This is a genomic window from Acuticoccus mangrovi (genome assembly GCF_016411865.1).
In the GTDB taxonomy this organism is placed as follows: domain Bacteria; phylum Pseudomonadota; class Alphaproteobacteria; order Rhizobiales; family Amorphaceae; genus Acuticoccus; species Acuticoccus mangrovi.
Map to the genome: position 1 here is coordinate 158,924 of NZ_JAEKJA010000010.1, position 23,691 is coordinate 182,614.

Here is a 23,691-nt window from a genome sequence, read left to right on the forward strand (position 1 = left end):
ACTGCTGAGGCGAGCGGCTCAGCAGTAGTAGATGCCGACGGCGCAGCGGCGGATGGTGCGCCGTGTGGTGCGGCGCGCCACACCCGCGACGCTGAGCGGCGTGAGCGGCCGCCCGATGATCGCGTGCGCCTGTCCCACGACGCCTTGAACGCCCGGGATCGAGAGGGCGGCGCCGAGTTCCAGGGCGCCGACCATGATCATCAGCGACAAGACGCCGAGACCGATACGCTTCTTCAGGGTCATTGTTGGGCTCCGGGCTTCAGAAAGGGCGGGAGTTCGCTGGCGGCGGCACGCATCTCTTCGATGGTGATCTTCTTGGCGCCGCCGGCGTCGTCGTAGGTGAACGACGTCTCAGGGACGTCGTCGGCGACCTGCCAGTCGGCGAGAGTGATCTCGTACTTCGGCGAGCCGGGAATATCCTTGGAGGTGATCACGTACCGGCACGGCACGGGTTCGTCGCCCTGCGCGACGAAGATCTGCCAGTCCACCGCCTCGGTGCGGAAGGCGAGGTGATCGCACTCCACGCCGCCGATCACGCCCGCGCCGAGATCCTTGATGTCGGTGACGCCGTCCATCAAGAGCTCGTAGGGATCGGAGGCGAGAAGATCGGTCGCCGGCAGCGGGAAGCCGTACTTGTCGTAGAGTTCCTGCAGCAGGTGGTCGACGCTGCCGGGGAGCGCGATCTCCACGTACGCGTCGGCGGTCTTGTCGACGAGCGCCACGTCCTTGCCGTCGAACAGCATCTCGACGTTGGCGAAGCCACCGACGCGGGTGGCCATCACGTGGTCGGGGCGCTTGAGGACGACGGTGCCGGAGCTCGCGATGCCGAGCGTCTGGCCGTCGTCTGTCACGACGTCGAAGGTCGAATCATAGGTGAAGGCGATCGACGGCTGGGACGCGAGATAGTCCGACATCGACTTCAGGATGGACTTCGCGACGGCCTCGTCGGCGGACGCGGGGCGTGTCGCTGCCGCGGCGAACGATGTCGCCAGGACGAGACCGACGATGACTGTTGGCTTGGCGGGTCGCGCCACTTGAAGGGATCGGATCATGGGCCTCTGGCTCGTTCGGCAAGTGAGGGGCCGACTGTTGGTCGGCACTGTTTGTTTGCACCACGAGTTATCTAATCGAATCAGGGGGTGCGACGTCTTGGCATTTGACGTCGCCGGCCGATCCTTTTGCCTGCCGCACGGCGTTTCCGAAGCCCCGGGCGTCCCTCCGAGGACCGCGCCCGCAAGGAGGTCCCCGAGCCGTCCTCCCGCCATCGCCCATCCGATTGAAGCGGGATGGCGGGGCGCCCGGGCGCTAGCTCGGGCGGGCTGCCTATGACCGTCTCGTCACTGAGTTTTTCGTTGCTCGGTCACCCCAACGGGTGATGGCACGCCCCGGTCGAGGTTGTTCTCTGGTCCCGTTGGCGATGGTCAGGAACAAAGGGTTCGACACAAATGGCGAGAATGATCAATGTGCTTGCTGCGATTGCGATCGGCATTTCATCTTTGGCGGCAGGCCCTCATCCTGCTGCTGCAAGCTCGTGTGGGCGCGCTGTGGAGGTCGGCGGCTCCGGCTGCTGCGAGCAGAGGCGCTGTTGCAGGGCCAGGACGGCGAGTGGCGGCACGGTGTCGTGCGGCATTCAAGCCAAACCCGACTTCGGGGACCATTGGAACGATCTGCAGCGCGGAGGACGGGAGGCGACCAGCGGCGTTCTGAGCCCGGTCAACTACACCCCGTTCGTTTGGCCTCAAGCCAATGCCGCGCAAGGCGATCCTCTATTCGAAGAGGATCGCGGCAAGGTCAAGGTGGCGTCGTGCTGGTGTAGAGAATTCAAGAAGGTCTGTGTCGGATGGGCAAAGGGGACCTGCGTCCGCTGGCTGAACCAATGCATCAAAACTCTGTGTGACTAACTCGGACGCCTATTCTCCTGGTGGTTTGCTCCCGTGAACTGCGATGCCTTCACCGCTTTCCGCTCCCTCTCCAGCCAAAGGAATCAGCGCGGAAAACTCTACCTCACAACGAGGGCATTTCACGGGAGCACTCCAGGAGCACTCCGAGTCCATCCGATCGAAGCGGGATGGCGGGGGCACGCCGGGGAGCACTCCACCTGCGGGAAAACTCTACCTTACGGCGACAGCATTTCGGGAGAGCAGGTCACATTTCACAGTTTGTCCGACTCTGCCGCACCCGATAGTGTCGCACGCACGGACGTCAGTGGATCCTATTGGTTCCCGCAAAATGTCTTTGTGCGAGGATGATCGACTTTGCATGCTGTCGACAAAGTAAAAGACTCGAGGCAGCTCGCGAGAAGCCTCGAGGCCCTTCGAGCACAATCCAATCCCTCGGCACGCGACCTTGTCGCGCTGCTGCAGGTTGCGGTCGAAGGTGGCAATGGGACGGTTGCGCGCGCCGCGTTCGATCTCCGAGATCAATGGGGCCGCAAGCGCGGTCGGGCTCTGCCTCCGCACGTCGCGGCACTCGGCATCAGAGCCTACCATCTTGCCGGCCGGTTCCGCGAGGCGCGGGAACTCTTCGGCGTATCGAGAGCCGCAGATCCGGCGTTTCCCCATTGGGACACACTCGCACGGCTCCTCGAGACGGAACCGCAACCAGATCGGCTGGCGAGCCTGAACGCGGTGCTCGACGGAGGCGACACGGCAGCCGCCCGCGCCATGGTGGAGGACTGGATCACCTCGGAGGCGCCGGATTGGACAGCGGTCGCCGTCGCGAGCCATCGGCTCGAGGATCCGGTTACCGTCTTGCTTGCAGAGGATGGTCTCGGCCTCGATTTGTGGCAGCGTGGCTTCGTGGACGTGATGCCGCGGCCGCTCGTCGACGCCTGCATCAGCGCACGGTTCAGACTCGGTTTTCTTCGGGAGGCGGCGGATCTCTCTGCGTCGATGGCCGCACGTGAGCCGGCTGTCGTCGTTTGGCAGGTGCGGCGGTGCAGTGCGCTGCTGAAAGTGGGTGATCTTGCCAAGGCCTACGACGTCGCCTCGGCGCTATGGAGCACAGGCAAGCCGGCTGGCGTTGTCGCGTTGGCCCAATGTCTTGTCGGTATCGGCGATCTCGATCGGCTCGACGATCTATTGGCCGAGGCGGAGGCTGGTTGGCGTTGGGCGAACAAGACCCCATTGCGACGCGCCCAATTCCTCGGCCGTACCGCCCGCGGCGACTTTGCTGGGGCTAGCGAACTCGCCGCGGACGGTGATGTGATCGAGCTCGTTCGCCGTAGGGTGCAGGCGGCACGCGATGCATCCGATACGCGAGCGCTCAACGCGCTTCTCGATCAGATGCTCGTCTGGCAGCAGACACCGGAGCGGCATGGCGATTTGCGTGTCGTGGGTCCGGTGGTCCTGCATGCGCATCATCAGATCCTCAAGAGCTGGCCGAGGATTGAGCCGCTCGCGAACTGGCTTTCCACCGTGCCCGGCTTGCTTCCGAGGAGCGTCGAGCGGCTTGCCGCAACGCTGGACCAGTGTGGGCGAACCACCGAGAGCATGGCCCTCCTGCGCAGCGCGCTCGACGTCTATCCGCGGTCGCCGGACCTGTGGCTGGCCCTCGTCGCCTCGGAGCAGCAGGCGTCTCTTGATGATCAGGCTGCGAAAACCCGGCAGGCCATGCGCGAAGCGCTTCCAACGAGAGTTTACCTCCACAGCCTGGCTCTCGCCAATCCGAAACTGTGGAATGTCGACGAAGTGTCGACGATCTTTGAGTACATTACAAGTTATAAGTCCCCATATCTTTTGGATAAGATAAGTAAAGGATTGAGGTTCGCGCGCATTGATTTGGGTACGCTTGATAATCTAACTAAAATCGATGGGGTTTCGCCCGAAATATGTGCTATTTTGGAAATGCTGCAAGCGCAGGCTCGCGACTACGAGCTCCTCGAAGATGCGACTGCGGCGCCGGTGCCATTCGAGGCGTTTAGAATAAACCGGAACATTGGCCGCCAGCGGGTCGCCGCTGCGCTTGCCGCCGTCCGGTGTGTTCGGCCCGGACCTCTGACCGATGCCACAGTATATCGTGCGACATGTCTCAAATTGCTGGACGCGATGCGGGACCAATTTCCGGACATCCTGATCGACACCGCCGACAGCTATGCTGAAGCGCTGGATCTCGCCCGCTTCATCCTCCGACGCATCAGATCGAAGACGCCGACCTCGGTGCTGCGGCTGGGTGACGGGGAAGGATCGTTCTTGCCGCCTGCACCCGAGATCGCTGCTGAGATCGGTCGTTCGCGCGACAAAGTCTTGAGCGTCTGGTGGGGAGAGCGCCGACCCGAACCGGAGATACTCGAACAGATGGCGGCAGACCATCTGGCGGCGGTGCATGGTGCGACCGTGGTCGGCGTCATTCCGGCCTGGCGGTTCGTCGACACCAGCAGCACGAACGTCGTTTCGATGGGTATCTACAACTGCCTCGCGTACGTCGTCGCCCAACCGCCACAGGCTCTCATCACATCCGCTCATCTCCACCACGACCTGCACGCCTGGAACCTGTGGCGCGAGATCTTCGCGGAGACGAGGACGGTCTCCTGGATATCCTGTCACGACATGCACGACTATCTGGCACGGACGTGGGGCATCGCGACGCGCAAAGGCGTCGAAATTCCAGGCGAGGACAGCTATTTTGGAAAGTTTGGTCGCTATGGTGATGGCCGGAACGGCGACGACAGCCTCTTCGATCGGCACGACGAGGTTCGGGCGGCTCTTGATCCTGAGCCCGGCGAGGTCTGGCTCGTCGCGGCCGGATTCCTCGGCAAGATCTATTGCGAGGATATTCGCCGACGCGGGGGCATCGCTCTCGACATCGGCAGCCTCGCCGACCACTGGATGGGCTACGCCACACGTGTCGATCCCTTGGAAGATCCGATTGGAGTCAATCTGACCAACGCTCTGATCACCGACCATGGCATGCCGGAGCCGGACGAGATTCAGCGAATCCTCGGCCCGTCCGACCGGGTCCACTCCAGTCGCACGGGACGCTACAACATCGCGGATCTCGTTCCCGCACCGACCCACCCGCCGGGGCGTCGCCACCTCATTCAGATTGTCGGGCATCCGCGTTGCGCCTCTGGCTTCATGGCGGCGGCGTTCGCGGCGCATGGGCTGGAGATCGGCCACGAGCGACTGCTGCGCGACGGGATATCAAGCTGGATGAGCGTCGTGCGCGACGATGCCGTCCCCTACGGCGACGGGGTGCCGCCGGGGACCAGCTTCGAGCACACGCTCGTGCACGGCCGCGATCCGCTCGAAGCCATCGGCTCGATCATGTTGGAGAATGCCGTCGAAACGTCGTTCGATTTCCGCCGCCAGCACATCCTGCGTGCCCGCGGCGACGACATCGCGTCCTACACGACCGCGCTCGAGCGGGCGGTCGCCTCCTACGTGGGCTGGTACGAGATAGCCTTTGCGATTCCGGGCGTCCTGACGATATGCGTCGAGGACAGCGCCAATGCGGTGCCCGCCATCCTGGCCAAGATCGGCCGCACACCGCAGCAGGACATAGGCCTCGATCCACCCTTGTTCGACGAGTTCGAGGCCGGGGAGGACGACGACGACCAGTCTTCTGCCAATGTCGAGCATGTCCGACGTCTGAACACCTCGGCACGTAAGTTCGCGCGCGAGAAACCATCGGTCACGGCAGCCGATCTCGCCGCGATCGATGGCGGTCTCAGAGATCGCTTGGCGGTGATCTGCCGGCGCTTCGGTTATCGCGAACCCTAACTCGGCGGTGTCCGGTCGGCAGCGGATTTCTGGTTCGCTCCGGGGGGCGGCGTGCGCCGTCGCGTCTCACACAGTTGAAGGGTGCGAATGGGCCCGGACGCGAAGCGGGCTCTGAGCGTCAGGCCCGCCGGCTCGCACTCATCGGACCCGCCGTCATCGGCTCGAACACCTATCGCGGATTTCCACTCCACCAGGGGAGGATCGTGGGTTACGCGCGATCCCGCCGGCGGCTGAGCATCGCTGACGTCGCCCGGGGGCACGGCGATGGCGGAGTGACGGCGCGGGTCGGCATGGGTGCCATCCCGTGCCCGATCTTTTCCGTGCGGCGTCGGCGTGCGACAGCCGGAGAGCCCAGAGGGGGATGGCGGTGGCGAAGAGCGACGTGGCGGCAGCCGGGCTGCGATTGCGCGACGAGGCGGTCGGCCGCTGGCCGATGCTCGGCGTCGTCTCGCTCGCGCTGGTGCTCGCCCTCACCACCTGGTTCAGCGCGGCCGCGACGGCGCCACAGCTCGCCGCCGACTGGGGGCTCTCGGCCGCCGATCTCGCCTGGCTCACCAACGGCGTGCAGATCGGCTTCGTCGCCGGCGCCCTCGGAGCGAGCGCCCTCGGGCTGCCCGACATCGTCGCCGCGAACCGCCTCACCGCGGCGGGCTCGGCGGTCGTGGCGGCCGCCAACGCCGTCCTTCTCCTCGAGCCCTCGTTGGCGCTCGCCGTCGCCTCGCGCCTGGTGCTCGGGGCCGCGTTGGCGCTCGTCTATCCGCCCGCGCTGAAGCTCGTCGCCACCTGGTTCGTCGCCCGCCGCGGCCTCGCCCTCGGGACGGTGACGGGGGCGGTGGCGTTCGGATCCGCGCTGCCGCACCTCTTCAACGTCACCGCCGGCGGCTTCGATTGGCGCCTCGTGATGATCGCCTCCAGCCTTTCCTCGCTGCTTGCGGCAGGCATCTTCCTGCTGTTCGCCGCCGACGGGCCGTACCGCTTCGAGAGCGCGAGCTTCGATCCGCGCCAGATCGGCCGCGTCCTCGCCGACCGGCCGGTGATGTTGGCGATGGCCGGCTATTTCGGCCACATGTGGGAGATCTACGCCATGTGGACGTGGCTCGTCCTCTTCGTCAACGAGGCGCTGGCGGCCGCCGATGTCGTCGACGCGCAGCTCGCCTCGCTGATCGCCTTCGGTGGCATCTCGGTCGGAACGGTGGGCTGCTTCCTCGGCGGCTGGTTGTCCGACCGGGTGGGGCGCACCGCCACCTCCGGCCTGTTTCTCCTCGTCTCCGGCGGGTGCGCGATCGCGGCGGGGTTCGTGTTCGGCGGCCCGCCGTGGCTTCTCGTGGCGTTCATGCTCGTATGGGGCGTCGCCGTCACCGGCGACTCGGCGCAGTTCTCCACCGCCGTCACCGAGCTGTCGGCCGGCAGTCGTGTCGGCACGGCGCTGTCGCTGCAGATCGGCCTCGGCTTCGCGCTGACCACCGTGTCGATCGCGCTGATGCCCTATGTGGCGGCACTTCTCGGCGGCTGGCGCTGGGTCTTCGCGGTGCTCGCCGTCGGGCCGGCGATCGGCGTTCTCGCGACGGTGGTGCTGCGGCGGATGCCGGCGAGCCTCAAGATGGCCGCCGGCCGGCGATAGGGCGGCCCGCAAGGTGGCCGCCGGCCGGCGATAGGGCGGCCCGCGCCCCCTCTGCGGTGAGGCGCTCCAATTCCATGGAATAGAGGAAGTTTCCCGGCTTCTTCCGAACCGACGGGCGGGGGCCGGGTCAGCGGGGATTGCCGAGGCGGACCACGGTGGCGCGGCCGTCGACGGCGGTCCGCGCCACCTCGGCGAGGTGGTCGTGGTGGGTGAGGTAGATCACCTGGCGGCCGCGGGCGAGGGCGGCGAGCACGCGAAAGCCGGCCGCCGCGCGTTGATCGTCGGCGTTCACGAAGAGATCGTCGGCGATGAAGGGGAGGGGGCAGCCCTCCGCCGCGGCGAGGCGCACCGAGGCGACGAGCTGATCGCGGGTGCCGTCCGACAGGCCGGTGACGTCGACGAGCCTGTCGTCGGCCGTGCGGTGGGCGAGGAGGAAGCCGCCGTCGGCGCCCTCGTCCACGTCCAGCCGGTCGTAGGCGCCGCCGGTGAAGGTGGCGAAGTTCCGCGCCGCACGGTCGAGCACGGGGGAGCGGTGCTCGGCGGCGAAGGTGTCGCGGGCGGCGCCGAGGATGGTCGCCTGCAGTCGTCGGGCGATGGCCATGGCGGCGACCTCGGCCATCTCGCCCGCCAGCGCCTCGCGCTCGAAGGCGGCGTGGGCGGCGGTCGCCGGCGCGGCGTCCCGCTCGGCATGCTTCAGCGCCTCGCGGGCGGTCACCGAGGCGTCGTGGGCGGTTTGGACGGCCTCGCTCAGCTCGGCGATGTCGTCGTCGAGCGCCGCGCGGCGCACGGCGAGGGTGGCGGCGTCCGCCTCGGCGCGGGCGGCCCGCGCGTCGGCGAGCGAGACGCCGGCCTGCTGCAGCGCCGCCATCGCCTCGTCCAGGCTGCGCTCGGTGGCGTGGCGGCGGTCGGACGCCTCGGCGATCCGCTGGAGATCGGCGAGGGGCGCATCGGCGTCGAGCCCGGCTGCGGCGAGATCGGTGGCGATGGTGGCGCGGATCTCGCGCAGCGCGTCTGCCGCCTTGGTGGCGTCGAGGCGGGCACGGTCGAGCTCTTCGGCGGCCGACTCGCGCTCGTGCGCGACGGCCTCGGCACGCCGCAGCCGCTCCACCAGGTGGCTTGCGAGGATACGCGGCCCGCCCACTTCCTCTTCTGCGAGCCGGCGGGCGAGGGCGATGGCGTCGTCGGCGAAGCGTTGCAGAAAGTCGTCGATCTCGGCGATGGCGTGGGCGGCGCGGGAGGCGTCGGCGAGATGGCGCTCGATGCGCTCCATGCCGTCGAAGAGGTCGGCGAGGCGGCCGCGGTCGATGTCGGCGGGAACGCCACAGCGCGCCGCGAGCGCGGTGTGGGTCTCCTGCCATTCGGAGAGCGCCGAGCGTGCCTTGGCGAGGGCCGCCTCGCGGGCGGGGCGGTCGCGCTCGGCCTCGTCGTAGGCCTTGCGGACGGCGCGCGCTTCGGCCGCCCGATCGACGGCGCCCTTGTGGGCCTCCAGCGCTCGCTCCAGAGCGTTTTCGAGGGCGCGGGGCAACGCATCGGCGGGGATGCCCTCCCGCCCTCGGCTCGTCGCGGCTGGTGGCTGGGCGCTGTCGGCCGCTCCGGTCGGCTCGAAGAGGGGTGGGCTCCCCGAAGCGGATGCTGCCGATTGGGGGTCCGAAGGCGCCTCCTTATCGGCGAGGGCGGACGTCAATGCGGCGAGGAGGGCCCGGCTGCGCGCGAGAAGCGCGGCCTTGTCGGCCTCGGCGCGGCGGACGGCGTCGGCGGCGGCCTCGCGGGCGCGGCGCCGCTCGTGCCAGGCGCGATAGTCGAGCGGCGGGAGGGCGATGCCGACGCTCCGCAAGCGCTCCGCCCAAGCCGTGGCGAGGCGCTCGTGTTCGGCGGCGAGAGCATCGCGCCGCACTGTGCGGCGGGCGACGAGGTGTTCGGCGGCGGCGACGTCGTCGGCCGCACGACGGGCCTCGATCAGCGCTTCGACATGGAGGAAGCGCTCGTCGGCGATCCCGTCGGCGCTCGCGACCGCCGCCTCGAAGGGGCCGCCAGCTTCTGCGAGCGGCCGGCCGGCACGGATCTCCTGCCAGATCGCATCGCGCTCGGCGCGGGCGGCGGCCAGGACCTCCGGCGTCGGGATGTCGGCGGACGTCGCCCGCAAGGTGCGTTGGGCGGCGACAAGGCTCTCCTGCGCCTCCGCGAGGCGTTCTTCCGCAGTGTTCTTCTCGCGCAGCGCTTCGGCGATGGCGGCTTCGGCGGCGCCGCCCTCCTCGGCGGCGGGCGGCGCCGTGGTGGCGACGGGATCGCCCTCTGTCGCCGCTGCGGCGGCGGCAAGGGCGCGGCGGGCCTCGGTGAGGGCGGCGTCGGCGGCCTCGAAGAGGGGCCGTGGCGCCCCGGCCGCCTGCGCCGCGGCGATCGCCTCCCGCAGCGCCTCCGATGGGCCCGCGACGAGCGGCGGAGGCGAGGCCGGACGCTCGGCGAGGGCGTCGACGGCGCGATCGAGCGCGGCCTCGCGCTCGCCCCGCTCCCCGGCGTGGCGCAGCATCGCCTTACGCTCGATCGCCGGCGGCAGGAGGCGGTCGAGCGGCGTCGTGCGATCGGCGGCGAGGCCGAGGCTCGCGGCCTCCTGCCATGCGAGATCCTCCGCCGCACTCCGATTGGCGAGGAGCGTGCGGCGGGTGTCGTGCTTCTCGTCGAGCCGGGCGAGGGCGGGGACGAGCCGCTCGATGTCGGGTGCGAGAGCGAGCACATCCTCGTCGAGGACGAGGCCTTGCAGGCGTTCTTCGGCGGCTCTCACGCGCGCCTCCGCCTGACGGGCGCGCTCGGCGATCACCGGCTCCTCCCGCGCCACGCCCAGCCGCTCCACCGCGCCGTCGGCGAGGCGGGGCCCGGACGGGGCGGCGAGCCGCTCTTCGCGCTCCTCGATCGTCGCGAGCAGCGGGACGGCGGCGATCAGCTTGTCGAGCTCGGCGGCCGCGGCGCCGGCCTCCTGGAGTTTGCGCCGCTGCTCGTCGAGGGCGTCCTTCGCGTCCTTGGCGGCGCGCTGCAGCCGGGTGTGGGTGGCGGAGGAAAGCTCGGCCGTGTCGTAGCGCTCGCCGGCCTGCTGCCAGAGCTTTTCGAGCTTCAGATATTCGACGTTGTTGGCGCGGCGGCGGTCGCGGTCGAAGAGTTCGCCCGCCTCCTTGCGCACGGTGTTGAGGAGGGCGACGGCGTGGGAGAGGCCGCCCGCATCGTGCATCAGCACCTCACGTAGCTCGCCGCGGCTGCGGTAGAGCATGTCGGCATGGGCGCGCATCTCGTCGTGGGAGAAGGCCTGGGTTGCGAGAAAGGTGTCGCGCGACATGTCGCCGAGCGCCGCGGCGAGCCGGGCGGCCGCCTCCTGCGGCACGAGGCCGGCGCTGCCCGTGGTGCGCTCCAGGCGCAGCGTCTCGCCGCCGAGCTCGATCTCCGCCTCGATGGCGATCTGCCGGCGCTGGTAGCGGAACGTATAGGGCGAACCGCGCGCGATGCCGAAGAGGAAGTCTACGAGCGCGCTCTTCAGCGTCGTCTTGCCGGCTTCGTTGGAACCGACCACGAGGTGAAGGTCGACGTCGCCCCGCCGGGGAAAGGCGAAGGCCGCCTCCTCGAACTGGCCATAGCGGGAGAGGGTGAGGGAGGCGAAGCGCATCACTCCTCCTCGCCGCCGGCAAGGGCGGTGACGGCCTCGGCGGCGTCGGCGAGAAGCGGCTCGATGCTGCCGGTCTCGTCAAAGGGGAGGAGGAGGGGCATGCGCGCCAGCACCTTCGCCTTGACGGGACCGGGCAGCAGCGACAGCACCTCGCGCACCTCGGCGGCGGCCTTCTGGGCGACCTCCTCGCTCGCGGCGGCGCGGGCGATGACCGCCTCGAAATTGTGCGGCAGGTGCGGGGCGGGGCGATCGACGGGAGGGCGCGTCTGAAGGTTCACCTCCTCGATGAGGAGGCGGTCGTCGATGCCGGCGGCGATCTGGCGGGCGGTGTCGGTGAGGGCGCGCAGCGAGTTGGCGAGGCTGAAGTGGCGCGCCGTCTCGCCGGTCACGCGCACGCGGATCACGGCGCAGCGCAGCGCCGGCGCAAGGCCCTCGGCGACGCGGCCGACGGCGCGGCGGATTGCCGGCTCGGGCGCCTCGCCGCGCGAGAGATCCGCCTCGGCCACGAACCAGGCGGCATGCGGCAGATCGATGGGCCGGAGGTGAGGCCCGTTCTCGTCGATGTGGCCGAGATAGGCGCCCTTCGGCCCGCTCTCGCCGATGTGGCGGCCTTGCAGCACGCCGCAGAAGGCGACCACACCGCCGTCGGCCGCCCGCCGCTCCTGCAGGATGCGGCGCTCATGGACGTGGCCGAGGGCCCAGTAGTCGTACTGGCGGGCGGCGAGGTCGGCGAGGGTGCAGGGCGCATAGCGGCCGTGGCCGAAGGAGCCGTCGAGGGCGGTGTGGAGGAGGCCGACATTGATCCGCCCCGGCCAGGCGCGCGGATAGCGGGCGGCGAGGTTTTCGGTGGTCGCCGCCTCGCGGTAGCTCTGGCCGTGGATCACGGCCGGGCCGCACTCCACCGAACTCGGGGCGTCGCTGCTGAAGAGGTGGAGCGCGTCGAGATGGCGGATGCGATCTGTGACGCGGCTTTCCGCATCGTGGTTGCCGAGGATCGCGAAGGTGCGGACGCCGGCCTTGGCGAGGCGGCTGGTCTCGGCCTGCATGAAGAGGCCGGCGGAGAGATCGCGCCAGTCCCCGTCCCACAGATCGCCGGCGATCAGCATCGCGTCGACGCGCTCTTCGATGGCGAGATCGACGAGATCGCGAAAGGCGGCGCGGCCGGCGCCGGCGACGATCTTCGCCTTGTCGCCGTCCTCGCCCTGATGCGCCGAAAGGCCGGTGAGGGGGCTGTCGAGGTGCAGATCGCCGGTGTGGATGAAGGTGAAGGCCATCGTTCGTCCCTTGGGCGGCGAGCCTCGCCCATGGCGTGCGAGGAGGAAAGGGGCGCGGCGGAGCGCTCAACAGCTCGGGCATCCCCGTCTGCGATAGGGCGTGCTAACACGCATGGCGCCGCAAGCGGGAGGGGATCATGCCGAGAGGCCGGTGGATGATGGGGCTCGCCGTGGTCGCGATGGTCCTCACGACCGCGACGGCGCGCGCCCAGACGCCGCTCGAGGGCACCTTCGTGGCAGGGGCGGAATGTCCCGCGCTCCAGTCGATCCGCCGCGGCACCAACCCGGGTGGCGTTGCGACCGAGCCCGGGTGGGCCTACCCGCTCGTGGGCGTCAACGGCGAGCGGGCGACCCATTATCAGATCGTGGTGGCGGAGGCCCCGGCGCCGCAGCGGCGCTGGGTTGCGATCGACTGCGGCACGCGCGCGGACGCCGCGGCCCGCTCGGCGCCGGCCGCACGGGCCGCGACCTCCACGCGCAACGTGTTGGCGCTGAGCTGGCAGCCGGCCTTCTGCGAGGTCCGGCCCGGCGTGCCGGAGTGCCGCCGCCTCAACGGCCCGGGCGGCGCGCGACTACCCGCAGCCCAGGCCTTCTCGCTCCACGGCCTCTGGCCGCAGCCGCACTCGCGCGAGTTCTGCGGCGTCGACGGCCGCGTGCGCGAGAGCGACGAGCGCGGCCGCTGGAGCGCGCTGCCGGCGCCGCGGGTCGACCGGGAGACCGCCGCGGCGCTCGACGTCGCGATGCCCGGCACGCGCTCCGCCCTCGACCGGCACGAGTGGATCCGCCACGGCACCTGCTACGGCGCATCCGCCGATGCCTATTTCGACGACAGCCTGTTTCTGCTCGAGGCGGTGAACGCGTCGGCCGTGCGCGCGCTCTTCGCTCGCTCGATCGGCCGCCGCCTCTCCGCGCAGGACGTGCGCGACGCCTTCGACGAGGCTTTCGGAGAGGGCGCCGGGCGGGCCGTGGAGCTCGGCTGCGAGGGGGGCAACATCACCGAGCTGAAACTTCATTTGAACGGCCGCATCGTGGTGGGCGAGAGCCGGCTCGGTGCGCTCCTGCGAGCCGCGGGTTCGGCGCCGCGCGGTTGCCGTGGGGGACGTGTGGACGCGGCGGGACGCTGACCCCGAGCTGACGCGCCGGAGGGGAAAAATCACCCTTCCTTTGTAATTGGCGTGGAACTTGTTAGTCTTCAAAAGAAAGGTGGCGAAGCAATTTGCATCGTGTGGATGTGTGCGCCGCCGGTGGCCGCGGCATCGGTCCAAGGAGGGGTGAGCCCGTAAGAGGGGCAGACGTGGGGCGCGTTTCGGTGGCCTGGAAGGGGCGGCAGATGAACGTCGTGAGCGACACGAAGGAGCGGGAGGCGCGCGGCTTGGCGACGCATGCGACGGCTTCATCCCACGGCCCACGGCGCCGCCGCTATCCGATCGCGGGTTACGACGGCCCGGTCGGGCCCCGCCGCTACGCCGCGCTCGATCTCGGCACCAACAACTGCCGTCTGCTCATCGCCGAGGCGCGTGGCTCCGGCTTCCGCGTGGTCGACGGCTACTCGCGCATCGTCCGCCTCGGCGAGCGCCTGGCGCGCGACGGCGTCTTGTCGGACGCCGCCATGGATCGCGCCATCGACGCGCTCAAGGTGTGCGCGCGCAAGCTCGACATGGCCGGCGTCGCGCGCGCCCGCCTGATCGCCACCGAAGCCTGCCGGGCTGCCCGGAACGGCGCCTCCTTCACCCGGCGCGTTCAAGAGGAGACCGGCCTCGATCTGGAGGTGGTCGACCGCGAGACCGAGGCGCGCCTCGCCGTCGCCGGCTGCGCCCCCCTCGTCGACGACGCGGCCGAGGGCGTCCTTCTCTTCGACATCGGCGGCGGCTCGTCGGAGATCGTCTGGCTCGACCTCACGAGCCGGTATCGCCTCGAGGGCACGGCGCTGGTGCGCTGCATCCGCGCCTGGACGTCGCTCCCTGTCGGGGTGGTGACGCTCGCCGAGCGCCACGGCGGCACCGACGTCGACGAGAACGTGTTCGCCGCCATGGTGGCCGACGTCCTGTCGCTGCTCGAGAAGATCGACCGTCGCGGCACGCTGAGCGAGGCGGTGGCGCGCGGACGTGTCCACCTTTTGGGCACGTCCGGTACGGTGACGACGCTCGCGGGCGTCTCGCTCGGCCTGAAGCGCTACGATCGGCGCCAGGTGGACGGCACCTGGCTGGAGCAGCAGCAGGTCGACATGCTGATCGCCCAGCTTCTCGGCATGGGGTTCGAGGAGCGTGTGGCGAACCCCTGCATCGGGGCGGAGCGGGCCGATCTGGTGCTCGCCGGCTGCGCGATCCTGGAGGCGATCCGCCAGCGCTGGCCGTGCGAACGCCTGCGTGTCGCCGATCGCGGGTTGCGCGAGGGCATGCTGATGGAGCTTATCGAGGGCGACAGGCTCGCCCGATCGCGGCGGCGCCACCAACGGGCCGCCGAACATGGCGCGCCCACGCACGCCTGAGGCGAGGATGACGAACACCAAGGGACGGGGGCCGGGCGGCGGCACCCGTGGCGGCGGCGGCAGGAAGCCGCGTGGCGACTCGGGCCGGGGCGGCACCCGCGGCCTCACTCAGCGGGTGAAGACGGCGAAGGGGCGCAAGCTCTCCTCCACGCGCTGGATCGAGCGCCAGCTCAACGATCCCTACGTGCACAAGGCGCGCGCCGCGGGCTACCGCTCCCGTGCCGCCTACAAACTGATCGAGATCGACGAGCGCTATCCGATCCTGAAGCGCGGCCAGACGGTGGTGGACCTCGGCGCGGCGCCGGGCGGCTGGAGCCAGGTGGCGGCGCAGCGGATCGGCGCCACCGACGGCGCGCCGGTGGTGGCGATCGACATCCTGCCGATGGACCCCTTGCCCGGGGTGCGCATCCTCCATCAGGACTTCTTCGAGGAGAGCGCCCCCGAGGCGCTGATCGAGGCGCTCGGCGGCCGGCGCCCGGACGTCGTCCTCAGCGATCTCGCGCCGGAGACCACCGGCCATCGGGCGACGGACCATCTGCGCATCGTCAATCTGGTGGAGATGGCGGCGGAGTTCGCGCGGGCGACCCTGGCGCCGGGCGGCACCTTCCTCGCCAAGGTCTATCAGGGGGGGACGGAAGGGGAGATCCTGACCGCGCTGCGCCGGGACTTCGCGCAGGTGCGGCACGTGAAGCCGCCGGCCTCCCGCCCCGAATCACCCGAGACCTACGTGCTCGCGACGGGCTTCCGCGGCACCGGCTGATCGCGCTGCGCCATCTCCGCCCCCGCGTCGGGCGACAGACGGACGTAGAAGAGGAGGCCCGCGACGGAGATCGCCCCGACCACGGCGAAGGCGATCACGAAATCGCCGGCCTCGATGATGTGGCCGGTTCTGAGTTCGCGCTGGAGCTCCACCACCGCCGCGGCGATGGCGACCCCCGCCGCTAGCGACACCTGCTGGGAGACGCTGTAGAGGCTCGTCGCGAGACTCATGCGCGGCTGCTCCACCTCGGCGTAGGCGAGGGAGTTGAGGCAGGTGAACTGGAGCGAGCGGAAGAAGCCGCCGAAGAGCAGCAGCGAGACGATGAGGATCGCCGGCGGGTCGTAGGCGAAGAGTGCCATCGCGGTGAGCGTGGCGCTGGAGACGACGCCGTTCCAGATCAGCGTGGCGCGGAAGCCGAAGCGGTGCACGATGGGCTGCGCCGTCGCCTTCATGAGGAGCGCGCCGACGGCGGAGAAGAACACGAGGCCGCCCGCCTGGAAGGCGTTCATGCCGAGGCCGACCTGCAGGGTGAGCGGCAGGAGAAAGGGCACCGATCCGGCGCCGACGCGAAACAGCGAGCCGCCGACGACGCCGGTGAAGAAGGTGGGAAGGCGCAACAGGGTGAGGTCGAGGAGCGGCTCGGAGACGCGCTTGGCGTGGACGAGATAGAGGCCGATCGACACCGCGCCCCCCGCCACCATCGCCAGCGTGACGGGGAAGGGAAGCATGTTCTGCCCCATCACCGACAGGCCGAAGACGAGGCCGGAGAGGCCGACGCCGGACAAGAGAAAGCCGAGCTTGTCGAGGGTACGGGGCGTCTCGCTGCGCACGTCGTCGATGAAGATGGTGACGAGCAGGATGCCGAGCGCACCCACCGGAATGTTGATCCAGAAGATCCACCGCCAGTCGATGTAGGTGGTGATGAAGCCGCCGAGGGGTGGGCCGATCAGTGGGCCGACGAGGGCCGGCACGGTGAGCCAGGCCATGGCGCTCAGAAGCTGCGCCTTGGGCGTGGTGCGCAACAGGACGAGGCGCCCCACGGGCGTCATCATCGCCCCGCCCGCGCCCTGCACGATGCGGGCGACAACGAAGTCGCCCAGCGTATCGGCCATCGAGCACAGGATGGAGCCGACGATGAAGACCGCGATGGCGGTGCGGAACACGAGGCGCGCGCCGAGCCGGTCGGCCGCCCAGCCGGAGATCGGGATGAACGTCGCCAGGCTGAGGAGGTAGGCCGTGAGGGCGAGCTTCAGGCGGATCGGATCGGACCCGATGTCGCCCGCGATCGTCGGCAGCGACGTCGCGATGACGGTCGAATCCATGTTCTCCATGAACAGCGCGGAGGCGACGATGAGCGCCGTCAGCTGGGGTCGTGTCACGAGGACTCGCTTTGGACTGACCGTCGGCGACGGCCGGGAAGGGTAGGATGCATTGGTATGCTGAAACAGAACTTAGCGCACCGTCGGCGTCGACCAGGGCACCCCGTTTCGCAAGTCTGCAATGCAGATCGTGGAGGGTGAGCCGACCGACATTGAAGTCCTATGCCGCACTGCGATATGACGCCCCACGGCGGACGGCCCGCCGGACCCGACGACTCCGCGTCGGGGAAGGGGGAACACCATGGCTGAATTCGTGAGCCTGTCGACGACGGAAGCGCTAACCTTCGACGACGTTCTGCTAACTCCCGGACATTCTGAGGTTCTGCCGGCCGAGACGACGATCGCGACGCGTCTGACCCGCGACCTTTCGCTCAACATCCCGATTCTGTCGGCGGCGATGGACACGGTGACGGAAGCGCGGCTCGCCATCGCGATGGCGCAGTGCGGCGGCATCGGCGTGATCCACCGCAACATGACGCCGGCGGAGCAGGCCGCCGAAGTGCGCAAGGTGAAGAAGTTCGAGAGCGGCATGATCGTCGACCCGGTGGTGATCGGCCCTGACGCGACGCTGCACGACACGCTGGCGCTGATGGAGCGCTACGGGATCTCAGGCATTCCGGTGGTGGAAAATGGCGAGCTCGGCGGTCACGTACGGGGCAAGCTGATCGGCATCGTGACCAACCGCGACGTGCGCTTCGCCTCCGACCCGAAGACGCCGGTGCGCGAGTTGATGACGAGCGAGCTCGTGACGGTGCGCGACGGGGCCGAGCAGGAAGAGGCGAAGCGCCTCCTCCACCAGCACCGGATCGAGAAGCTTCTCGTGGTCGACGAGGCGGGCAACTGCACCGGCCTCATCACCGTCAAGGACATGGAGAAGGCGAGGGCCTATCCGAACGCGGTGAAGGATGCGCAGGGGCGCCTTCGCGTCGCCGCCGCCACCAGCGTGGCCGACGCCACCAGCGAGCGGATGGAGCGGGTCGAGGCGCTGGTCGACGCCGGCGTCGACCTCATCGTGGTCGACACCGCGCACGGCCATTCCTCGCGCGTGCTCGACACCGTGTCGCGGGTGAAGCGGCTGTCGAACCAGGTTCAGGTGCTCGCCGGCAACGTCGCCACCGCCGACGGCACCAAGGCGCTGATCGACGCGGGCGCCGATGCGGTGAAGGTCGGCATCGGCCCCGGCTCCATCTGCACCACGCGCGTGGTGGCCGGCGTCGGCATGCCGCAGCTCACCGCGGTGATGGAGGCGGCGAAGGCGGCGTCGGGCTCCGATACGCCGGTCGTCGCCGACGGCGGCGTGAAGTTCTCCGGCGATCTCGCCAAGGCGCTCGCCGCCGGCGCCTCCTGCGCCATGGTGGGCTCGCTGCTCGCCGGCACCGAGGAAGCCCCGGGCGAGGTCTATCTGCACCAGGGTCGCAGCTATAAATCCTACCGCGGCATGGGCTCCATCGGCGCCATGGCCCGCGGCTCGGCCGACCGCTATTTCCAGGCCGAGGTGCGCGACACCATGAAGCTCGTGCCCGAGGGCATCGAGGGGCAGGTGCCCTTCCGCGGGCCCGTCAGCGGAATTCTCCACCAGCTCACCGGCGGTCTGCGCTCCGCGATGGGCTATGTCGGGGCGAAGAACCTGGAGGAGCTGCGGGACAAGGCCCGCTTCGTGCGCATCACCAACGCGGGCCTCGCCGAAAGCCACGTCCACGACGTCGCCATCGTGCGCGAGAGCCCCAACTACCCGTCCGCACGCTGAGCGTGACCGGACGGCGGGGGGCGAGGCGCTAGTGCGCGCGGCGGGACGGATCGCCGCCGCCATCGAGGTGCTGGGGGACGTGACCGCCCGGCACCGGCCGGTGGCGGACGCGCTGAAGGACTGGGGCCTCTCCCACCGTTTCGCCGGTTCGGGGGACCGGGCGGCCATCGGCAACCTCGTCTACGATGCGCTGCGCTGGCGCCGCTCGTCCGCCTTCCGGGCGGGTGAGGACACGCCGCGTGCGCTGACGCTCGCGACGCTGCGCTTCCGCTGGGGGGTGGGCGTCGCCGACCTCGAGGCGATGGGCGAGGAGCGCTTCGGTCCGGGTCCGCTGAGCGAGGCGGAGCGGGCGGCGCTCGCCGTCGACCGGCTCGGCGAGGCGCCCGCCGACGTCGTCGCCGACATTCCCGACTGGCTCGAGGAGGCGTTCGAGGCGAACTTTGCCGACGAGTGGATCGAGGAGGCGGAGGCGCTCGCCGCGCGCGCGCCGGTCGATCTGCGCGTCAACACGCTGAAGAGCGACCGGGCGCGGGTGCTGAAGGCGCTGTCGCGCCATGGGGCTACAGCGACGCCGATCAGCCCGGTGGGCGTACGGCTGCCGGCGCGGGCGGGCTGGGAGCGGGCGCCCAATATCTTGCGCGAGGAGATCTACCAGCGCGGCCACGTGGAAGTGCAGGACGAGGCGAGCCAAGTGGCCGCGCTCCTGCTGTTCGCCCGCCCCGGCGAGCAGGTGCTCGACATGTGCGCCGGCGCCGGCGGCAAGACGCTGGCGATCGCCGCCCACATGGAGAACCGGGGTCAGATCCACGCCACCGACGCCGACGCCGGCCAGCTCGCGCCGATCTATGAGCGGCTGAAGCGGGCCGGGGTGCGCAACGTCCAGGTCCACGGCGCGAGGAGCGACCTTTCCGCGCTCAAAGGGCGGATGGACCGGGTGCTGGTGGATGCGCCGTGCTCGGGCAGCGGAGTGTGGCGACGGCGGCCGGAGACCAAGTGGCGCCTGTCGCCGGAGGCGCTGGCACGGCGGGTGGAGGAGCAGGCCGCCTGCCTCGACGAGGCGCGCAGCTTCGTGCGGCCGGGCGGCTACGTCGTCTACGTGACCTGCTCTGTGCTGCCGCAGGAGAACGAGGCGCAGGTGGACGACTTCCTCTCCCGCGCTCCCGATTTCGCCCCCGTTTCGGCGGGGGAGGCGTGGGAGGAGCTCTTCGGCGTCGACGGGCCCAAGCCGTGGAGCGCCGACGGGATGAGCCTCACCATGAGCCCCGCCGCCACCGGCACCGACGGCTTCTTCGTCGCCGTGCTGGAACGCATGGCCGACTGACCGCCCCCCTCGTTGCCCGCGCCGGAGCATGGCCGGCGCGGGCGAGCGGTCAGGCGACGAGAATGTCGATCTCCGGGTTGAACAGCGTGGTCGCGTTGCGCACGACCAACGTCTGAATGTCACCGTCGACGTCGACGGTGATGACGGCGTCGTTTCCGTCCATCGTCGTCGAGATGTCGTCTTCCTCGATACCGTCGGTGAAGATGATCTGGTCGAAGTTCAGCTCGAAGTCGGTGATGACGTCGTTGCCGAACGCGCCAGAGAAGGCGAACGAGTCGATGGCGAAGTCGCCGCCGCCGCCGATGTCGTTGCCGGAGAGGGTGTCATCGCCGGCGCCGCCGTTGACGAGATCGGCGCCGGTGCTGGCGCGGATGATGTCGTTGTCGTCGCCGCCGTAGAGCTCGTCGGTGTCGGTGCCACCCACGATCGTGTCGTCGCCGGCGCCGCCGAAGAGGTAGTTCACGCCGCTGCCACCGGTGATCTGGTCGTTGCCGTCGCCGCCGTCGATGTCGTCGTCGTCGTCCTCGCCGAACAGCTTGTCGTGCCCCGCGCCACCGAGGATGGTGTCTTCGCCGGTCCCGCCGCGGATGCTGTCGGCGCCGTTGCCGCCGTCGAGAATGTCCGAATCGCTGTCGCCCCGGAGCCAGTCGACGCCGTCACCGCCCAAAATCGTGTCGGAGCCCTGGTTGCCGCGCAGCTGATCGTTGCCGTCACCGCCGATGATCAGGTCGTCGCCGGTGCCACCGGCGACCGAATCGTTGCCGGCGCCCGCATCGACGAAGTCGGAATCGCCGCCGGCGGCGATCTTGTCGTTACCGCCGCCGCCCTCGATGATGTCGGACCCGGAGCGGCCGAGGAGATGGTCGCTCGCCGCCCCGCCCTGAAGGAGATCGTCGCCCTCGTCGCCGATCAGCGTGTCGTGGCCGCCATCGCCGATCAGCGTATCGGGGCCGTCGAGGCCGTTGAAGAAGTCGTCACCACCGTAGCCCCGCGCGCTGTCGGCGAACGATCCCTCGATGTAGAAGTCTTCGCGGTCGGCGCCCACGTACGTATACTGGAGCGGAATGACGAGGAGCTCGCTGAATTTGACGTCGGGGTCCGAGGCAAGCGTATTCAGGCGATCGAGACTGGTCGACAGGCCCGTGAAGGTCCAGCGCTCGTCCGGCGTGTCCTTATAGAAGCCGACATAGGATGTGACGATGCCGGTGAGGCGGCCATTGGCATCGTATCCGAAGCCCTCGCCGGTAACGACCTGAACGATCGTCCGATCCGAGTGGAAGCCGGCCTGGAATTTGAGAACCGCCTTCGTATCGGAAATGATCTCGTATTCATTCGTCTGCTTCGCGAGACCGTTGACGAAGTCAGGTCCGTAGAAATAGTTCTCGATCGTAACGGTGACTTCTCGAAGATTGGTGCCGCTTGCCATGGTCTTCTCCAGAATGTGTCTTTTTTGGGGCGTATCGGTCAAAGGCTGCCCGCGGAAATTAGATCCTCTTCGGACGATTTGTAAAGCTATTGAAATTGAATATTTATCCGGAATGGCGATCAGTTCAAACGACTTGCTGATTGAAGAAACTATACTCGGCCGGCCATGTTAAAATAGGGCAAAAATGCGGCGGAAGGTGAGGCGGCGTCGTCACGACCCGCTCGAGCGTATCATTTCGTCTCGGTATGATTCGATCGGGCTTTGCGAAATTGATCTTCCCGTCGAAGGCGTTAGATCGGCCGCGACTTGGAGTGTTCGGCGCGGACCGAGGTCCGCGAGCGCGGCTTGCACCTCGGACGGTACGGCATCGCCGCCGTGTCGGGGCACCCTCCATCGCTCAAGTTCTTCAGAGGCGTAGACCTGATGGTCCGTCGCACCGGGGCGAGGAGCGTCGGGAACGGCCCAGCGGGCGGGCGTGGGTCCGGCGCGGTCCGCGGCGTCGCTTGCACGGACATATGGATAGGCGTCGGCTCACATTGGCGTGATGCGGTGCCGCATTGGCGTGACGCGGTGCCGCGACGGTCGGTCGATGCCACGCGCCAAGATGTGTGTCATGCGCGCGCGGGGCTCGCCTCCAACGGCGCCCTGTGGCAAGAGGCGACATGACGCACGACACCATCCTCATCGTCGATTTCGGCAGCCAAGTGACCCAGCTCATCGCGCGCCGCGTGCGCGAGGCGGGGGTCTTCAGCGTGGTCGCTCCGTTCCACGAGGCGGAGGCGGCCTTCAACGAGCATCGGCCCGTGGGCGTGATCTTCTCCGGCGGGCCCGCCTCCACCCACACCGAAGGCTCGCCGCGCGCCCCCCAGGCGCTGATCGACGCCGACGTTCCCAAGCTCGGCATCTGCTACGGCCAGATGGTGATGACCACCCAGATGGGCGGCCGCGCCGAGGCCGACGATCATCGCGAGTTCGGCCGCGCCGAGGTGGAGGTCGTCGCCGGCAGTCCGCTCCTCGACGGCATCTGGGCCCCGGGCGAGCGGCATACCGTGTGGATGAGCCACGGTGACCGCGTGGTGGAGCCGGCGCCGGGCTTCAAGGTGATCGCCCGCTCGCCCGGTGCGCCCTTCGCCATCCTCGCCAACGAGTCAAAGCGTGCCTACGGTCTGATGTTCCATCCCGAGGTGGTGCACACACCGGACGGTGCGCGGCTGATCGAAGCCTTCGTCCGTCGCATCGCCGGCGCCAGGGGCGATTGGACGATGGCCACCTTCCGCGACGAGGCGATCGCTTCGATCCGCGCCCAGGTGGGGGAGGGGCGCGTGATCTGCGGCCTCTCGGGCGGCGTCGATTCCACCGTCACCGCCGTGCTCCTCGCCGAGGCGATCGGCGATCGGCTCACCTGCATCTTCGTCGATCACGGCCTGTTGCGCCAGAACGAGGCGGCGGACGTCGAGGCGATGTTCGCCGGCCGCAACGACGTGATCTTCAACAAGGTGGACGCGGCCGACCTCTTCCTCGAGGCGCTCGACGGCGTTTCCGACCCGGAAGCCAAGCGCAAGACCATCGGCCGCCTCTTCGTGGAGGTGTTCGAGAAGGAGGCGCGCCGGGTGAACGGCGACTTCCTCGCCCAGGGCACGCTCTATCCCGACGTGATCGAGAGCGTGTCGGCGACGGGCGGCCCCTCCGTCACCATCAAGAGCCACCACAATGTGGGTGGGCTGCCGGAGCGCATGGGGCTGAAGCTCGTGGAGCCGCTGCGCCTGCTGTTCAAGGACGAGGTGAGGGCGCTCGGGCGCGAGCTCGGCCTGTCGGAGCTTCTGGTGGGCCGCCACCCCTTCCCGGGGCCCGGTCTTGCGATCCGCCACCCCGGCCCGGTGACGAGGGAGGGGCTCGACGTTCTGCGCAAGGCCGACGCGATCTACATCGAGGAGATCCGCGCGGCCGGCCTCTACAACGCCATCTGGCAGGCCTTCGCGGTGCTTCTGCCGGTGCAGACGGTGGGGGTGATGGGCGACGCGCGCACCTACGAGCGGGTGCTGGCGCTGCGCGCCGTCACCTCCACCGACGGCATGACGGCCGACATCTACCCCTTCGACATCAACTTCCTCGGCCGCGTCGCCGCCCGCATCGTCAACGAGGTACGCGGCGTCAACCGCGTCGTCTACGACGTCACCTCCAAGCCCCCGGGCACGATCGAGTGGGAGTAGCTTAGCGCATGTGATCACATATCGTGATGACTTTTGCGTCAACCTGAGCTACCACGCTCCCGCGGGGCTCGGTCGGGGCTGCCGGTGGGGGTGGGA

Annotated in this window: 14 protein-coding genes; 8 read left to right on the forward strand and 6 right to left on the reverse strand. The window is 69.2% G+C overall.

Annotation, left to right across the window (positions count from 1 at the left end; all coding sequences use genetic code 11):
- Positions 1 to 18 precede the first annotated feature (18 nt).
- Both JCR33_RS13460 and JCR33_RS13465 read right to left on the reverse strand, forming a co-directional pair.
- On the reverse strand, positions 19 to 243 hold the full coding sequence (locus JCR33_RS13460; protein ID WP_198882600.1) for a hypothetical protein: 225 nt from the start codon (positions 241 to 243) through the stop codon (positions 19 to 21).
- A complete protein-coding gene (locus JCR33_RS13465) occupies positions 240 to 1,052 on the reverse strand; it encodes a DUF2092 domain-containing protein (protein WP_198882601.1) in 813 nt (270 codons plus the stop codon). Before JCR33_RS13465 ends, JCR33_RS13460 begins: the two co-directional genes overlap by 4 nt.
- Positions 1,053 to 2,255: 1,203 nt before the next feature.
- Between JCR33_RS13465 and JCR33_RS13470 the strand changes: the two genes are divergently transcribed.
- Positions 2,256 to 5,720 (forward strand): hypothetical protein, encoded by a 3,465-nt coding sequence (locus tag JCR33_RS13470; protein ID WP_198882602.1) that lies wholly within the window; start codon positions 2,256 to 2,258, stop codon positions 5,718 to 5,720.
- A gap of 361 nt (positions 5,721 to 6,081) precedes the next feature.
- Positions 6,082 to 7,341, forward strand: coding sequence for an MFS transporter (locus JCR33_RS13475; protein WP_211110297.1), 1,260 nt, complete (start codon positions 6,082 to 6,084; stop codon positions 7,339 to 7,341).
- Positions 7,342 to 7,468: 127 nt separating this feature from the next.
- On the opposite strand, the gene JCR33_RS13480 is transcribed toward JCR33_RS13475, so the two are convergent.
- Positions 7,469 to 10,990, reverse strand: a complete 3,522-nt coding sequence (locus JCR33_RS13480; protein ID WP_198882603.1) for an AAA family ATPase — start codon at positions 10,988 to 10,990, stop codon at positions 7,469 to 7,471.
- Positions 10,990 to 12,264: a metallophosphoesterase family protein gene (locus JCR33_RS13485; protein WP_198882604.1), complete on the reverse strand. Its 1,275-nt coding sequence runs from the start codon at positions 12,262 to 12,264 to the stop codon at positions 10,990 to 10,992. The genes JCR33_RS13480 and JCR33_RS13485 overlap by 1 nt, the downstream gene beginning before the upstream one ends.
- 137 nt (positions 12,265 to 12,401) lie before the next feature.
- On the opposite strand from JCR33_RS13485, the gene JCR33_RS13490 reads away from it, so the two are divergent.
- From JCR33_RS13490 to JCR33_RS13500, 3 genes are all read left to right on the forward strand, one after another.
- Positions 12,402 to 13,388 carry a ribonuclease T2 family protein gene (locus tag JCR33_RS13490; RefSeq protein ID WP_198882605.1) on the forward strand — a complete coding sequence of 329 codons (987 nt, stop codon included), beginning with the start codon at positions 12,402 to 12,404 and terminating at the stop codon, positions 13,386 to 13,388.
- Between the two features lie 206 nt (positions 13,389 to 13,594).
- Positions 13,595 to 14,752, forward strand: a complete 1,158-nt coding sequence (locus JCR33_RS13495; RefSeq protein ID WP_198882606.1) for a Ppx/GppA phosphatase family protein — start codon at positions 13,595 to 13,597, stop codon at positions 14,750 to 14,752.
- A gap of 7 nt (positions 14,753 to 14,759) precedes the next feature.
- Positions 14,760 to 15,512 carry an RlmE family RNA methyltransferase gene (locus JCR33_RS13500; protein ID WP_198882607.1) on the forward strand — a complete coding sequence of 251 codons (753 nt, stop codon included), beginning with the start codon at positions 14,760 to 14,762 and terminating at the stop codon, positions 15,510 to 15,512.
- Here JCR33_RS13500 and JCR33_RS13505 read toward each other — a convergent pair.
- Positions 15,476 to 16,891 (reverse strand): MFS transporter, encoded by a 1,416-nt coding sequence (locus JCR33_RS13505; RefSeq protein WP_332461187.1) that lies wholly within the window; start codon positions 16,889 to 16,891, stop codon positions 15,476 to 15,478. The genes JCR33_RS13500 and JCR33_RS13505 overlap by 37 nt on opposite strands.
- Positions 16,892 to 17,132: 241 nt before the next feature.
- Between JCR33_RS13505 and guaB the strand changes: the two genes are divergently transcribed.
- Together guaB and JCR33_RS13515 are read left to right on the forward strand one after the other, a co-directional pair.
- Positions 17,133 to 18,638 carry an IMP dehydrogenase gene (gene guaB, locus JCR33_RS13510; RefSeq protein ID WP_198882608.1) on the forward strand — a complete coding sequence of 502 codons (1,506 nt, stop codon included), beginning with the start codon at positions 17,133 to 17,135 and terminating at the stop codon, positions 18,636 to 18,638.
- A gap of 31 nt (positions 18,639 to 18,669) precedes the next feature.
- Entirely contained in the window at positions 18,670 to 19,959 is a 1,290-nt protein-coding gene (locus JCR33_RS13515; RefSeq protein ID WP_198882609.1) for an RsmB/NOP family class I SAM-dependent RNA methyltransferase, read from the forward strand.
- A gap of 49 nt (positions 19,960 to 20,008) precedes the next feature.
- Here JCR33_RS13515 and JCR33_RS13520 read toward each other — a convergent pair whose 3' ends face one another.
- Complete coding sequence (locus tag JCR33_RS13520; protein WP_198882610.1) at positions 20,009 to 21,385, reverse strand: calcium-binding protein; 1,377 nt, start codon at positions 21,383 to 21,385, stop codon at positions 20,009 to 20,011.
- Between the two features lie 662 nt (positions 21,386 to 22,047).
- On the opposite strand from JCR33_RS13520, the gene guaA reads away from it, so the two are divergent.
- Positions 22,048 to 23,595, forward strand: a complete 1,548-nt coding sequence (gene guaA / locus JCR33_RS13525) for a glutamine-hydrolyzing GMP synthase (RefSeq protein WP_198882611.1) — start codon at positions 22,048 to 22,050, stop codon at positions 23,593 to 23,595.
- Positions 23,596 to 23,691 lie beyond the last annotated feature (96 nt).